The following is a 14,690-nucleotide window of genomic DNA, read 5'->3' as shown; positions in this document are numbered from 1 at the left end:
CGAACGCCCCCCGGATATCATGCGCCATGCGTGATCAGTCGCCTCTGGTCACCGGGGGCGCCCTGCGCCGCCCAGGCACGACGCCGTCTGATCAATCCTCGTCAGCCTCTGCTTCAGGCTCCGGCGCGTCAGCGGCGGCGGGCGGCGGCAGAGCGGCGGCTTCCTCTTCCGTGCCGAGGCGACGGTCGAGGTATTCATTGACCACGGTGATCAGCTCATCGACCTTGCCGTCGAAGAAATGGTTGGCGCCGTCGATCACCGCATGTTCGAGGATGATGCCCTTCTGGGTCTTCACCTTCTCGATCACCGGCACCACGTCCTTGACCGGCGCGACGCGATCTTCCGACCCGTGCACGAACAGGCCCGAGGACGGGCAGGGCGCGAGGAAGGAGTGGTCATAGCGGTTGGCCATGGCGGCGATGGAGATGAAGCCCTCGATCTCCGGGCGACGCATCAACAGCTGCATGCCGATCCACGCGCCGAAGGAAATGCCGGCGATCCAGCAGGTGCGGGCCTCGGGGTTGATCGACTGCACCCAGTCGAGCGCCGCCGCCGCGTCTGACAATTCGCCGACGCCATGGTCGAAATTGCCCTGGCTGCGGCCAACGCCGCGGAAGTTGAAGCGCAGGACCGAGAAGCCGCGGTTCACATAGGTGTAGTACAGATTGTAGGCGATCTGGTTGTTCATCGTCCCGCCGAACTGCGGGTGCGGATGCAGGATCACCGCGATCGGCGCGCCCTTGCGCTTCGACGGATGATACCGGCCTTCGATACGTCCGGCAGGTCCTGGAAAGATGACTTCAGGCATAAGGTACCTATTGATGCGGCCCCATCGGCGTCTGGCGCGCTGCGCTTGACTCTGCGGATGGTCAGCCTAAAAAGGGCTTAGAACGGTTCTACGCACATTAACACGTGGCCGCAACAAGCCGTCAGCCATGACTGGCGGGCAGCGGCGCGGCGAAAGGCAGCGCCCCCAGACGCGCCGCCGCAGACGGCCAACAAGGACGTTGCGGCGTGCATCGGCGGAGCGGGCATGGCCAGCAGCACGCGCCGCAGGCGCGCCCCGTGATAATGGCCGGGACCCTAACGACAAAAGCGCCAGACGCAGGGCATGTGCTCTACACGGCCTGCGCAAGTCCTGGCGCACGCGCCTGTTTAACATGGGCAGAGGGGGTGATTGCAAGGATTCCATTGCACGGTCGCCCCTTGTGGCGCGTCGCGCGATGGCCGCTCCCTGTAGTCACCATGACGGATGAGCAACGCGCGCGCCTATCTTGATTACAACGCCACCACGCCGCTGCGTCCTGCAGCGCGGGACGCGATGTGCGCCGTGTTCGACGCCGTCGGCAACGCCTCATCCATCCACGCCGAGGGGCGCAAGGCCCGCGCCGCCATTGAGCAGGCCCGTGACGCTGTCGCCGCGCTGGTCGGCGCCGCCCCCCAGGACGTCACCTTCACCAGCGGCGGCACCGAAGCGGCCAATACGCTGCTGGCCGGCGGCCTGAGCTTCCATGGCGCGCGGCCGCAGCGGCTCATTGTGCTGGCGACTGAGCATCCGTGCGTGCTGGAGGGGCATGGCTTCGGCGACGCCGTGCGGCTCGCGCCGGTGGACGGGCAGGGGTTGATTAACCTCGACTGGCTGCGCGCCGACCTCGCCGCGCATGGCCCGGCGCTGCTGGCGCTGCAATATGTCAACAGCGAGACCGGCGTCATCCAGCCCGTGGCGGACGCCGCCGCCATCACCCACGCCGCCGGCGGCGTGGTGGTGTGTGACGCGGTGCAGGCCGCTGGCAAGCTGGCCATCGACATGGCGGCGCTGGGGGCGGACGCCCTGTTCATCTCGGCGCACAAGATTGGCGGGCCGCAGGGCGTCGGCGCCTTCGCGCTCGGCGGCGGCTTTGTCACGCTCGAGACGCGGTTGTTGCGTGGCGGCGGCCAGGAGCGCGGCGCCCGCGCCGGCACCGAGAATGTCGCCGGAATTGCAGGCTTTGGCGCCGCAGCGCGCGCGGCGCTGGCGGAACTGGCGCAGACGGCGGACCATTGCAGCGCTTTGCAGCGCCTTGCCGAGCAATTGCTCAAGGCGCTGCCAGTGGAGGTGACGGTGTTTGGCGCTGGCGCGCCGCGCTCCGCCAATGTCACTGCCTTCGCCGCGCACGGCTTTTCGGCGCAGACCCTGTTGATGCAGTTCGATCTTCGGGGTATCGCGGTCTCGTCCGGGTCCGCCTGTTCCTCAGGGAAGGTGCGACGCTCGCACGTGCTGGAGGCCATGGGCGTTGCGCCCGCGCTCGCCAGCGGGGCCATTCGCATCAGCACGGGGTGGAATTCCACCGCGGAAGACATACATCGGTGCGTAGACATCCTCGCCGCCGCCATCGCCGCCCGCACCGGGGCTGACGCCATGGCCGCCGGCGGCGTCAGTCGTCGCGCCATGCCGGCGTGAGGCCGGCGCACGCATCGCCGCAAGGCGTGGTCTGCCAGCCGGCGCGGCTGTGACGCCAACCGGCGCGCAGCGACGTCGCCTTGCGACGCCCATATCGCGGGGATGTCCGCGATCAGTTCAGGAAGCTGGAGCGCCCCCGCTGCAGCGACTGTGGGCCATCTCCATCTGGAGGTCGCCCGTCATGGCCAATCCACGGCCCTTGAAGCCGTGAGAGGAGGAGTAGATGGCCGCCGTGCAGGAAACCGTCGATCGCGTTAAAGCGATTGACGTAGACCAGTACAAATACGGGTTTGAGACCGTTCTCGAAACCGAGAAGCCCGAGATGGGCCTCACGGAAGAGACCGTGCGTTACATTTCGGCCAAGAAGCAGGAGCCGGAATGGATGACCCAATGGCGCCTCGACGCCTTCCGCCGCTGGCAGTCCATGGAAGAGCCGACCTGGGCGCGTGTCGACTATCCGAAGATCGACTACCAGGACGCCTATTACTATTCGGCGCCGAAAAAGTTTTCCGGCCCGGATTCGCTCGACGACGTCGATCCAGAGATTCTCAAGACCTATGAGAAGCTTGGCATCCCGTTGCGCGAGCAGGAACTGCTGGCAGGCGTCAAGACCTCGAAGGTCGCGGTCGACGCGGTGTTCGACTCGGTCTCGGTGGCCACCACCTTCAAGGAAGAGCTGAAGAAGGCGGGCGTCATTTTCTGCCCGATCTCGGAAGCCATCCGCGAGTACCCGGAGCTGGTGAAGAAGTACCTCGGCTCGGTCGTGCCGGTGTCCGACAATTTCTTCGCCACGCTGAACTCCGCCGTGTTCACCGATGGGTCGTTCGTCTACATCCCCGAGGGCGTCCGCTGCCCGATGGAGCTGTCGACCTATTTCCGCATCAATGAGCGCAACACCGGCCAGTTCGAGCGCACGCTGATCATCGCCGACAAGGGCTCCTATGTGAGCTACCTGGAAGGCTGCACGGCGCCGCAGCGCGACGAGAACCAGCTGCACGCCGCAGTGGTGGAGCTCATCGCGCTCGAAGACGCAGAGATCAAATACTCGACGGTGCAGAACTGGTTCCCTGGCGACTCTGAGGGCAACGGCGGCATCTACAACTTCGTCACCAAGCGCGGCGATTGCCGTGGCGATAGGTCGAAGATTTCGTGGACCCAGGTGGAGACCGGCTCGGCCATCACCTGGAAATACCCGTCCTGCATCCTGCGCGGCGACAATTCCAATGGCGAGTTCTACTCGATCGCCATTTCGAATGGCCGCCAGCAGGTCGACAGCGGCACCAAGATGATCCACCTCGGCAAGAACACCACGAGCCGGATCATTTCCAAGGGCATCGCCGCCGGCAAGTCTGACAACACCTATCGCGGCCAGGTCTCGGCTCACCGCAAGGCGTCCGGCGCCCGCAACTTCACCAATTGTGACTCGCTGCTCATCGGCGACCAGTGCGGCGCGCACACCGTGCCCTACATTGAGTCGAAGAACGCATCGGCGGTGTTCGAGCACGAGGCCACCACCTCGAAGATCTCGGACGACCAGATGTTCTACTGCATGCAGCGCGGCCTGTCGGATGAAGAGGCGGTGGCGCTGATCGTCAACGGCTTCGTCAAGGACGTGCTGCAGCACCTGCCGATGGAGTTCGCGGTCGAGGCGCAGAAGCTGATCTCGATCTCCCTCGAGGGCAGCGTCGGCTGAGCCCGCACGGCGTCGCAAATGGCTGCGACGCCAGATTTTCTGCGGTCCGCTTCGGCGCGCGTAACGCGACGGCGGGCCTCAACACGGAACGAACACAATGTTGGAAATCCGCAATCTGGTCGTCGACATCGATGACAAGCGCATCCTCAACGGTCTTGACCTGACCATCAACAATGGCGAAGTCGCCGCCATCATGGGCCCGAACGGCTCGGGCAAGTCGACCCTGTCCTATGTGATCTCGGGCAAGGACGACTACACCGTGGTCGACGGCGAGATCCTGCTCGACGGCGAGAACATCCTGGAGATGGATCCGGCCGAGCGCGCCGCCGCCGGCGTGTTCCTCGCCTTCCAGTATCCGCTGGAGATCCCCGGCGTCGCCACCATGACCTTCCTCAAGGCGGTGCTGAACGCCCAGCGCAAGGCGCGCGGCGAGGCCGAGTTGACGACGCCGGAGCTGATGCGCCGCGTCAAGGAGGCCGCCGGCCACCTCGAGATCAACACCGAGATGCTCAAGCGACCGCTGAACTTCGGCTTCTCGGGCGGCGAGAAGAAGCGCATGGAGATCCTCCAGATGGCGCTGCTGGAGCCGAAGCTGTGCATCCTCGACGAGACCGATTCCGGCCTCGACATCGACGCGCTGAAGATCGTCTCGGACGGCGTCAACGCCCTGCGCGGCGCCGACCGCTCGTTCCTGGTCATCACCCACTACCAGCGCCTGCTGAACTACATCGTGCCGGACACCGTCCATGTGATGTCGCAGGGTCGCATCGTCCGCACCGGCGGCAAGGAGCTGGCGCTGGAGCTGGAAGCCAATGGCTACGCCGACTACCGCCAGGCGGCTGAATAATGAGCGCTGACGTGACCAAGCTGCGGACCGCCGCCGAGACGGCGCTCATTGAGCGTTTCCGTTCGGCCGCTTCCGCTCTGCCTGGCGACGGCGAGATCAGCCGTCGTCGCGCAGACGCTTTCGCCTCCTTCGAGACCACGGGTCTGCCGACCCGCCGCATCGAGGAATATCACTACACCGACCTGCGCGCTTTGCTGCGCGACGCGCCGGAGCCTGCGAGCCGTCCGGACGCTGCGCTCAGCGCCAGCGTGCTCGCCGCCAATGCGGCGTTCGCTGTGCCGGTGGCGATCCCGTCGGTGGATTTCGTCAATGGCTACCTCACCGGCCCGCTGCCGGCGGTGGACGGCGTGCGCGTCGTGTCGCTGGCTGAGGCGCTGGCCGCAGGCGATGCGCTCACCGCCCGCATCGGCGAGCTGGCGATTGCCCAGGGCAATCCGATGTTGGCGCTGAACACGGCGTTCATGGCCGAAGGCGTGGTGATCCACGTCGCCAAGGCCGCCGGCGAGGCTGCGCTGCAGCTGCGCTTCGCCAACGCCGCTGACGCTGCGTTCTCGGCCAGCCCGCGCGTGCTGGTGGTGGTCGACGACGGCGCCAGCCTCGATCTGCTCGAGACCCATGCTGGCGGCGACGGCGTGGCCTATCAGGTTAACAGCGTGGTCGAGATGCTGGTCGGCGATGGCTCGCGCGTCAACCACGCCCGCGTCAACGCCGAGGGTGACGCCGCCCAGGCGATCTCGACGCTTGCGGTGAAGCTTGGCGATGCGGTGAATTTCACCTCGTTCGGCATCGCCACTGGCTCGGCGCTGTCGCGTCACCAGATCTTCCTCGGCTGCGCCGGCGAGGGTTCGGAGATCGTGCTCGGCGGCGCCACCATGTTGAGTGGCAAGCAGTTCGCTGACACCACCCTGACCCTCGACCACGCCGTGCCGAACTGCAACAGTCGCGAGCTGTTCAAGACGGCGCTGGACGGCCAGTCGACCGCCGTGTTCCAGGGCAAGATCATCGTGCGTCAGCACGCGCAGAAGACCGACGGACGCATGATGTCCGCAGCATTGCTGCTGTCGGAAGACGCGACGATGAACAACAAGCCGGAGCTGGAGATCTTCGCCGACGACGTGCAGTGCGCCCACGGCGCCACCTGCGGTCAGCTCGACGACGAACTGCTGTTCTATCTGATGGCCCGTGGCCTGCCGCGTAAGGAGGCCGAGGCGCTGATGGTTGAGGCGTTCCTTGGCGAGCCGCTGGAGTTCGTCGCCCGTGAAGATGTGCGCGATAATCTGACGACCATGGTGCAGAACTGGCTGGCGTCGCGCGCCTGAGCGGCGGCGACCACAGACTTCTCTGAACATCGGTCTGGCGAGCCCCGCGCCCGCCAGACCGCGTCCGTTACAAACAGGAAGGGCGGGCAGGGCCCGCGAATGCCGCCATGACCGCAGCCGCCGCCACAGCTCCCTATGACGTCGCGCGGGTGCGCGAAGATTTCCCGATCCTGTCGCAGACGGTCTATGGCAAGCCGCTGGTCTATCTCGACAACGCCGCCTCGGCCCAGAAGCCGCGCGCCGTCATCGACGCCATGACCCAGGCCATGGAAACCGGCTATTCCAACGTGCATCGCGGCCTGCATTATATGGCCAACGCCGCGACGGAAGGCTTCGAAGGCGGCCGCGAGGCGGTGCGGGCGTTTCTCAACGCCGCCTCAACCGACGAAATCATCTTCACCCGCTCGGCCACCGAGGCGATCAACCTGGTCGCTGACAGCTATGGCCGCATGGCGATCGGTGAGGGCGACGAGATCGTGCTGTCGATCATGGAGCATCACTCCAACATCGTGCCGTGGCACTTCCACCGCGAGCGCAAGGGCGCGGTGCTGAAGTGGATCCCGGTCGATGACGACGGCGTGCTCGACGTCGAGGCCTATGAGAAGCTGCTGACCGATCGCACGAAGATCGTCGCCATCACTCACATGTCCAATGTGCTCGGCACGGTGGCGCCGGTGAAGGAGATGATCCGCATCGCCCATGCCCGCGGCATTCCGGTGCTGGTCGACGGCAGCCAGGGCGCGGTGCACCAGCGCGTCGACGTGCAGGATCTCGACGCAGATTTCTACGTCTTCACCGGCCACAAGGTTTATGGGCCCACCGGCATCGGCGTGCTCTATGGCAAGAGGGCGCTGCTGGCGAAGATGCCGCCCTATAATGGCGGCGGCGAAATGATCGAAACGGTGACCATGGATAGCGTCACCTATAACGAGCCGCCGCACCGTTTCGAGGCGGGCACGCCGCCGATCGTCGAGGCCATCGGCCTTGGGGCGGCGCTGCGCTATATGGAGGCGCTGGGTCGCGACAATATCCACGCCCATGAGATGGCGCTGAGCGAATACGCCCACCGCCGGCTGGGCGAGATGAATTCCATCCGCATCATCGGCAAGGCCCCCGGCAAGGGCGCCATCCTGTCATTTGAGATGGCCGGGGCCCATGCCCATGACGTGGCCACCATCATTGACCGTTCTGGCGTCGCCGTCCGCGCCGGCACCCATTGCGCCATGCCATTGCTCAGCCGCTATGGCTGCACCTCGACCTGCCGCGCCTCGTTTGCGCTGTACAACACCTTTGATGAGGTTGACGCGCTGGTCGACGCCTTGCGCAAGGCGGAGCGGATGTTCAGCTGAGGCTGAGGGTTTCGCCCAGGGCCTCGTTGTTATGCGCTGCGCGCGTGTAAGGCGTGTCGTGGCGCATCATGCATCAGACAACGCTGTCGCGTGGTGAAACGGCCAGGCGGCAGTCGCCAACCATTCGCAAGTGACATCACAAGGCGCAGGGTGTATTTCTGCGACCCGGATCGGGTTTACGCCACGGTGAGCGTCGCCCATGCCGGGCTGGCCTTTGGCCAGAGCGAGACTTGCGTGACCAACTGGCCTGATCTTCTGGCCGGGAACTTTTCAGGATGACGGGGCGGCGGCTCGCCGCAAGCCCGTCAGGGAGCTGACGTCGTGACCCAGAACACCATGACAGACGGCCTGGAGCCGAACATGCCCGATCTGTCGCCGTCCGCCGCGCTGCCGCCGGAAGAGGTCGATCGCCTGACCGACGACATTATCAATGCGCTCAAGACGGTGTTCGATCCGGAAATTCCTGTCGACGTCTACGAGCTTGGCCTGATCTACCGGGTTGAGATCAGCGACGCCCGCCACGTCGACATAGACATGACCCTGACCGCGCCGGGTTGCCCGGTGGCCGGCGAAATGCCGTGCTGGGTCGAGAACGCTGTGGGAACCGTCGCCGGGGTCTCCGGCGTTGATGTCCGGATGGTGTTTGATCCGCCGTGGGATCAGAGCCGCATGTCCGAGCAGGCGAGGGTCGCGCTCGACATGTGGTGAGCCGGGAGGCTTTGCATGACAGACGCTGACGCTGCGCCGAAACTCGGGCAGGTGCTGGAAACCGCGCTCTATGTCGATGATCTGCAGCGCGCCGGGACGTTTTATCAGCAGGTGATGGGCATGCGCGCCCTGACCGCCGACGGGCGCTTCCACGCCTATGCGGCTGGTGCGCGCAATGTGCTTTTGCTGTTCGAGCGCGGCGCCACCAGCGAGACAGTCCATCTGCCCGGCGGGACCATTCCGCCGCATGGTTTCCGCGCCGATGGCCCGGCCTTCGCCACGCCAGTGGCGGGCAGCATCAGCCAGCACATCGCCTTCGCCATCGCCGCCGCCGATCTGGCGGCGTGGGAGGCGCGGCTGGCGGCGCATGGCGTCGCCGTTGAAGGCCGCACCGATTGGCCCAAAGGTGGCCGCAGCATCTATTTCCGCGACCCCGACGGGCATCTGCTCGAGCTGGCGACGCCAGGCCTGTGGCCCATCCCCGGCGGCTGAACTTGCCGCGCGCTCAACTTTGCCGGCGAGCCAGGGGCCGCAGGTATATGCTCTTGCCTGCATGCGTTTGCCTGAATCCGGCGCGCCCGCCAGCCAGCGTGTGTGGGGCAGGGGCACTATGGTTAACGCGCCGATGATGCGGGTCGTGCAAGCGCCGACAGGGAGCGACTGTTGTGACGCGGCGGGGCCAGCCTGAGCGTCATAAGGCGCTGCAACGCCGCCTGGGCGTAGCGCAGCCGCAGTTCATGACGTCTGCCGGCAAAACCCTGTGCGCAACCTATGGTTACCCTACCATCTGACGAGTTGCGTCAACCGTCAGGACTTTGCATGCTGCGTCGCCGGACCAGCCTTTGCGGGCCGTCCGCCAATAATGGGGGGCCGTTACAACGTCCCACCAATCGCGAAACGCATCGACGGCGCGGCCATCCAAGGGGCTGACGCGCTGCGACACCGAGGATGGAGTTTGTGATGGCAATTGACGGCGCCTGGAACCTGACCATGCAGACCCCGATGGGCGAGCGTACCTCGACTGTGACCCTCGCCAGCAACGGCGGCGCATTGACCGGCACCCAACAGGCCGAAGGCCAGTCGACCGAACTGTTCGACGGCAAGACCTCGGGCAATGACGTGTCGTGGAAGGTGAAAATCACCAGCCCGATGCCGCTGACCCTTGAGTTCAAGGGCGCCGTGAATGGCGACAATATCGATGGCAAGGTATCGGCAGGCTTTATCGGCAGCTGGGGTTTCAGCGGCTCGCGCGCCTGACTTCATCCAGTTTTCGGCACAGAACAGACCGGCCTGACGCTTCAGGCCGGTTTTTTTCTGCCTGTAGCAACAGGCAGATGGGCGCCAGCTGGCGCAGAGCGCGAGTCACGGGCGCAGCGCCGCAAACGGCACGGACCGAAGCCGTGCGCCACAGCGCACGTCCACCGCCAGCGGACCTGCGCCGTCACGGCCACAGCGCAGCGCGACCGCCGATTGACCTGCCAAACCAGCCGTCTGCGCCACGCCGCGATGCGCGAAGCAAACGCCTTGCATCGCAGCACACCGGCAAATGACCAGGTGGCCAGCAGGAAGCGAGCATGGCGCGAAAGCCAGGATGCCCAAACCAACCCGTGGGCGAAACCGTTAACCAGCAAGGCGTCTGGCGTTTCATTCCCAATCGGTGCGCTGGCGGAACACGGGGGAGCGCCGGCCCTGAGCTGATATATAATTCGCAGAAGATATATTATGTAATCAAAATTCGGCGCTGGTTATGAGCCGTTTCAGGTCCAGGCCGATTTTGCGGCTTTTCAGGCCCTCGAGCGCCTTGTGCCTTGTGTTGATGCGCCGCAAGGCCTGAAACGCGTCGGACGCGATGCTGGCGCGCGGCGGACGTTTTGGGTCTGGGCTGCCTGCCTGTGATCTGCCGCCGGAACGGCTCGGTCCCAGATCGCGCGCCACTTATCGGGCGGCACGGCGCGCCTGCCGCCAGCGCCCCCACGCACTGGCGCCAGCAGCGGCCGATAGCGACCGCAACTGGCCGGGCGCATCGGCTGGCGACGCGGCGGCGGGATGAACCGGATGGCGCCGAACGTTCTGGCGCCGTCTGACCGCGCCGGCAGTCTGATTGCCCAGCCCCGCGGAGCGATGCCGCAGTGCGTTCAGACGCACCGCACAAGCGCGATCCGACGGCGTGCGCGACACATGGATTGCCGGCGTGGATCACCGACGTGCCCACGGCCGCGTCTCTGCCCACGTCGCCGGCCATCGCGGCTTCGCAGAAGCGCGGCGATGCAGCGTCCGCCGACACGGCCAGCAGGCGAAGGTCTGGACGCACGTGACCACGCCCATGGCGCTTTCGGCCCGACGTCGCGCGTCCGCGGGGCGTTGCGCCACATGGCATCGAGGATGACGTTACGTTACACCTGAATTGCCGTTAAGTCAGTATTGGGTGGTTCTCCTGCCTTGGCTGACAGAAAAGACGGACGCGGCGCTAGTTGATTCCCGGCGACGCACCCGAAAAAACGGACGGCGTTACCTGTTGCAACGTCCCGAAAGGCGTATTGCTGCGTGCGCCCTCTACGCCTTTTGGCAGATCACCGACCCTACAAGACATGACGGCGCGTGCCTTAAGGGCATGATTCCACATTCATTTCCTCTGTCACACGGCCACAGTCTGATATCTACCTCTTTGTCATGTATTATTTCATCACGCATTTGTTATGGAAGGGTTGCGGTCGCAACTGCTTAGCCTGTCTTTGACAACAAACGCAGGACAAACCTGTGTCATCACGACTTGGGGGGCGAAATATGCGTGGCGCTTCTATATTTGTCGCTCGGTCAACCCTAACTGTGCCTTGGCATTGCGCGGGAATGCCTACGCATTGCCTCAACGGCACGACCTGGACGTTGCGCGCCCGCGTCAGGGCGCGTCAGGACGTGACACGGCGCTCACGAGGCTACCCCCACACCCTACGGCGTGCGAGCGCCAGAGGCCCTGCGTCTCTGGTCGATGCGCGCCCGCAGCTGGCCCGTCGCTGCCCCCCCCCCAAATCAGCGCGGACCAGCCGCCGCGCCGCCCCACTTGGGCGGCGCGCAGTCTTCTACCCTTTACCCGGCCCAATTGGCGCGCCCACCCGGATCACCCACGCGCGGCAGCCGTTCAGCGTCCGCGCTCTACAGCCAGATTAGGGCATGCCCCCAAGGCATGCTGGCCGTGACCGCGCAACGATGGAACGGATTGCGCGGCGCCCAGACGACCGCAAAACGCCCCGACTGCGCCGCATGGCCTGGTCAGGGCGGCCTCGCAGCCCACAACACCTGAGACACACCGCGCGCCGGCTCTGCCGGACGCGGGGCATCCCCGCAGCGCCGCAACGTCCATAGCCCCCTGCCCGCATCAAGCCGGTGTTCCGGCCGCGTTGCGGGTCAATGGAAATGCGGCCCGTGCCCACTGAGGAGTACTGACCATGACGACGCACGCCGGCAACGGCGGGGCGAACAGCCCCGCTTTGCGCCAACGCAAGGCGCATCTGTGGCTAACCGTTTCCGCAGCCTCATTGCTATATTCTGGCGCTTGTTTAGCCTAGGCCGTCGATGGCTATGGCAATCCCACCCCAACCACGTCGGACACTGGCTCGAGTTACGCCTTTACGGGTTGGGGGCAAAGCGCCAACCCCTATTTGCAGCAGACCCCTGGCGTCATTACAGCGGGCGGCCCGCTCGATTTCCTCAACGCCGCCCCCTACAGCGCTATCGGCGAAATCCGCCAGTCGGCGACAGGCTACTCCGCCACCAACGCCACGGATTCATCGGATCCGGCGGCTGAGCCTCAGCTCTTTGTGCTTGAAGGCAACAGCGCCGCCGATGCGACGCTCACCAATGAGGGCGCCAAGTCCTACTTCGTGCTCTACAAAAACTACGCCGCCGGCGCCACGCTCAACAATTCAGACGGCGGCAACTTCTACGTCGAGAGCAACAATGTGGACGGGGTGGTGATTACGAATAACGCCGCCTCAATGACCCTCAATTTCAACAGCGCCCTGAACGGCGCCATCACCAATGTGAATGGCGGGCAGCTTCTGGCGCACGGCAACACCATCGACGGCGGAACCATCAATAATGGCGCAGATGGCGAAACCGTCGTCAGCCGCGCCGTGTTTCTGCACAATTCGGCGGCTGACATCACCATCAATACGGCGGGGCTGTCGGAGGTCGCCTTCTATGGCAATGACGCGACCAATGCGACGCTCAACCTTGGCGCTGGCACGACCACCATCGTCGGCGACTGCTCTGCGGCGCTTGGCTGCCTTGATGCGCGCGGCACCAATCTCACCAATGCCGGCATCGCCAATGCTGGCGCATTTTATGTCAGCGGCAGCGTGACCGCGGCAGGGGCGACGCTGAGCAATTCCGGCGCGATGTTCATCAGCGACGCCACGGTGACCGGCTCGTGGGCCATTACCAACACCGCCAGCGGGGCGTTTGACTTCTCCGGCCTCAACAGCGTCAGCGCTGATGTCGTCAATGACGGCGCCATCACCGTCTCTGCCGGCCAGACACAGCTGCATGGCGGCGTTAGCGGCTCCGGCACGCTGGCGGTGCTGGGCGGCGCGGCGCTGAGCATCGACATGCCCAGCAGCTACAGCGGCGCGACGCAGATCGACGGCACGCTGCTGGCGGCGGCAGCCGGGGCGCTCAGCTACAATTCGCTGCACCGGGTCTCCGCCACCGGCGTGCTCGACACGGGCGCCGGCGCCCAGACTATTGGCGGGCTGGAGAACGCCGGCGTGGTGCGCAGCACCGGCGCGCCTGGCGCGGTGCTCACGGTCTCAGGCAATTATGTCGGCGCCGGCGGCCTTGTCGAACTCGACACGGTGCTTGGCGATGAGAATTCGGTCACTGACCAGCTGGTGATCCTCGGCGACAGCACCGGCCAGTCGCGCCTGAGTATCCTCAACAGCGGCGGCCTCGGCGCGCTCACCAATGGCGACGGCATCCGCGTGGTGTCGGTTTCGGGGTCGTCGACTGGCGTGTTCACACTTGCCGAGCGCGTCGCCGCTGGCGCCTATGAGTATCGCCTGTACCAGAATGGCGTCGCGGCAGGCGCTGCCGATGGCGACTGGTTCCTGCGCAGCGAGCGACCGGCCGAGCCAGACGCCCCGATCGGCCCGTCTGTGCCAGATTACCGTGCGGAAACGGCGGTCTATATGGCGGCGCCGGCGCTGGCCAGCCGCTTTGGCCTCGCCATGCTCGGCAGCTGGAACGACCGCACCTATGCGCCATTGCCGGGCCTTGCCGCCAACGCCCCGACCCAGACCTGGTGCATGGAGCGCGGCAAGCCGATCCCCTGCCCCACGCCAGCCGCCATGGCGCAGCCGCAGCGGATGATGGCCGCCTGGGCGCGGGTGTTCGGCGCCACAGGCTCAGTCGGCGACAATGGCGGGGGGCTGTTCGCCCAGGCCAACCGTTTCCGTAACAACGGCCCGTCTTTTGATTACAACATGGGCGGGGTGCAGGCGGGTCTCGACCTGTATCGCAGCATGATGGCGAGCGGCTCAGAGAACGTCTTCGGCCTTTACGTCGGCGCTGGTCGCATTGAGGGCAAGATCGACGCCGTCTATGGCGGTCGCGCTGGCCGGGTTGATCTCAATGGTTACAGCCTCGGCGCCTATTTCACCCACAAGGCCACCAACGGCTGGTATGTCGACGCGGTGCTGCAGGGCACGAACTATCAGAGCGAAGCGCGCTCGCTGCTCGGACAGGGCATGTCGTCCAGCGGCTGGGGCCTGATTGCCTCGCTGGAGACCGGCGTCGCGCTGCGGCTGGCGCAGGCCTGGACCCTGACGCCCCAGGCGCAGCTGGTCTACGAGACCGTATCGCTCGACGGCGGCTACGACGCCTTCGGCCGCGTAGCCTATGACAACACCAGCGAGGCCCATGGCCGGCTGGGTCTGCGGCTAGCCCACCACTGGACGCTGGCCTCGGGCGCGGCGCTGGAGAGCTGGGCGCAGATCAACGTCTGGCATGACTTCGGCGCTCAGACGAAGACCACGTTCAGCAACCTCTACGGCCTCAATCCGACGACCCTGTCGACCCGCCTCGGCGGCACGGTTGGCCAGATTCAGGTCGGCCTGTCGGGACGCCTCATCGACAATGTCAGCGCCTTCGTCTCGGGCGACTACAATATGGCGCTGGCTGATGGCCAGGGAAGCGGCTGGGGCGGCCGCGCTGGCCTCCGTGTCGTCTGGTAAGCGGCGATCGCAGAGGCTGGGATCAGGCGTCCGCGCCTGATCGGCGGGCGACCGCGACCGGAAATGGCTCGCTCGCCCTGCTGTTGCAGGGCGGGCGGAAATACGTG

Annotated in this window: 11 protein-coding genes; 9 read left to right on the top strand and 2 right to left on the bottom strand. The window is 65.6% G+C overall.

What is annotated here, in order from left to right:
• Positions 1–91: 91 nt before the first annotated feature.
• The gene (locus tag AC6A67_RS11255) at positions 92–808 is read right to left on the bottom strand and encodes an alpha/beta hydrolase (protein WP_498036652.1); all 717 of its coding nucleotides are present in this window, start codon (positions 806–808) and stop codon (positions 92–94) included.
• Positions 809–1,252: 444 nt separating this feature from the next.
• On the opposite strand from AC6A67_RS11255, the gene AC6A67_RS11250 reads away from it, so the two are divergent.
• The 8 genes from AC6A67_RS11250 to AC6A67_RS11215 all read left to right on the top strand — a co-directional run bounded on the left by AC6A67_RS11250 (position 1,253) and on the right by AC6A67_RS11215 (position 9,613).
• Positions 1,253–2,440: a cysteine desulfurase family protein gene (locus tag AC6A67_RS11250; protein ID WP_498036651.1), complete on the top strand. Its 1,188-nt coding sequence runs from the start codon at positions 1,253–1,255 to the stop codon at positions 2,438–2,440.
• Between the two features lie 223 nt (positions 2,441–2,663).
• Positions 2,664–4,133: a Fe-S cluster assembly protein SufB gene (sufB, locus tag AC6A67_RS11245; RefSeq protein WP_498036650.1), complete on the top strand. Its 1,470-nt coding sequence runs from the start codon at positions 2,664–2,666 to the stop codon at positions 4,131–4,133.
• Positions 4,134–4,230: 97 nt separating this feature from the next.
• Positions 4,231–4,980, top strand: a complete 750-nt coding sequence (gene sufC / locus AC6A67_RS11240) for a Fe-S cluster assembly ATPase SufC (RefSeq protein ID WP_498036649.1) — start codon at positions 4,231–4,233, stop codon at positions 4,978–4,980.
• Positions 4,980–6,299 (top strand): Fe-S cluster assembly protein SufD, encoded by a 1,320-nt coding sequence (gene sufD / locus AC6A67_RS11235; RefSeq protein ID WP_498036648.1) that lies wholly within the window; start codon positions 4,980–4,982, stop codon positions 6,297–6,299. Before sufC ends, sufD begins: the two co-directional genes overlap by 1 nt.
• Positions 6,300–6,406: 107 nt before the next feature.
• Positions 6,407–7,648 (top strand): cysteine desulfurase, encoded by a 1,242-nt coding sequence (locus AC6A67_RS11230; RefSeq protein WP_498036647.1) that lies wholly within the window; start codon positions 6,407–6,409, stop codon positions 7,646–7,648.
• Between the two features lie 336 nt (positions 7,649–7,984).
• Positions 7,985–8,356, top strand: coding sequence for an SUF system Fe-S cluster assembly protein (locus tag AC6A67_RS11225; RefSeq protein WP_498036846.1), 372 nt, complete (start codon positions 7,985–7,987; stop codon positions 8,354–8,356).
• 15 nt (positions 8,357–8,371) lie between these two features.
• The gene (locus AC6A67_RS11220) at positions 8,372–8,848 is read left to right on the top strand and encodes a VOC family protein (protein ID WP_498036646.1); all 477 of its coding nucleotides are present in this window, start codon (positions 8,372–8,374) and stop codon (positions 8,846–8,848) included.
• Between the two features lie 468 nt (positions 8,849–9,316).
• Positions 9,317–9,613, top strand: coding sequence for a hypothetical protein (locus AC6A67_RS11215; protein ID WP_498036645.1), 297 nt, complete (start codon positions 9,317–9,319; stop codon positions 9,611–9,613).
• Between the two features lie 471 nt (positions 9,614–10,084).
• Here AC6A67_RS11215 and AC6A67_RS11210 read toward each other — a convergent pair whose 3' ends face one another.
• Positions 10,085–10,291, bottom strand: coding sequence for a hypothetical protein (locus AC6A67_RS11210; protein ID WP_498036644.1), 207 nt, complete (start codon positions 10,289–10,291; stop codon positions 10,085–10,087).
• Positions 10,292–12,012: 1,721 nt separating this feature from the next.
• Between AC6A67_RS11210 and AC6A67_RS11205 the strand changes: the two genes are divergently transcribed.
• Positions 12,013–14,583 (top strand): autotransporter family protein, encoded by a 2,571-nt coding sequence (locus tag AC6A67_RS11205; protein WP_498036643.1) that lies wholly within the window; start codon positions 12,013–12,015, stop codon positions 14,581–14,583.
• Positions 14,584–14,690 lie beyond the last annotated feature (107 nt).

The sequence above is a fragment of the Camelimonas sp. FR25 genome (assembly GCF_059740505.1).
The sequence above is the reverse complement of the archived record's forward strand: the minus strand, read 5'-3'. Positions and strand labels throughout refer to the sequence as shown.

Coding starts and splice junctions, on each gene's coding strand:
- AC6A67_RS11255 (WP_498036652.1), bottom strand. CDS start 808: ATGCCTGAAGTCATCTTTCCAGGACCTGCCGGACGTATCGAAGGCCGG.
- AC6A67_RS11250 (WP_498036651.1), top strand. CDS start 1,253: ATGAGCAACGCGCGCGCCTATCTTGATTACAACGCCACCACGCCGCTG.
- sufB (WP_498036650.1), top strand. CDS start 2,664: ATGGCCGCCGTGCAGGAAACCGTCGATCGCGTTAAAGCGATTGACGTA.
- sufC (WP_498036649.1), top strand. CDS start 4,231: ATGTTGGAAATCCGCAATCTGGTCGTCGACATCGATGACAAGCGCATC.
- sufD (WP_498036648.1), top strand. CDS start 4,980: ATGAGCGCTGACGTGACCAAGCTGCGGACCGCCGCCGAGACGGCGCTC.
- AC6A67_RS11230 (WP_498036647.1), top strand. CDS start 6,407: ATGACCGCAGCCGCCGCCACAGCTCCCTATGACGTCGCGCGGGTGCGC.
- AC6A67_RS11225 (WP_498036846.1), top strand. CDS start 7,985: ATGACAGACGGCCTGGAGCCGAACATGCCCGATCTGTCGCCGTCCGCC.
- AC6A67_RS11220 (WP_498036646.1), top strand. CDS start 8,372: ATGACAGACGCTGACGCTGCGCCGAAACTCGGGCAGGTGCTGGAAACC.
- AC6A67_RS11215 (WP_498036645.1), top strand. CDS start 9,317: ATGGCAATTGACGGCGCCTGGAACCTGACCATGCAGACCCCGATGGGC.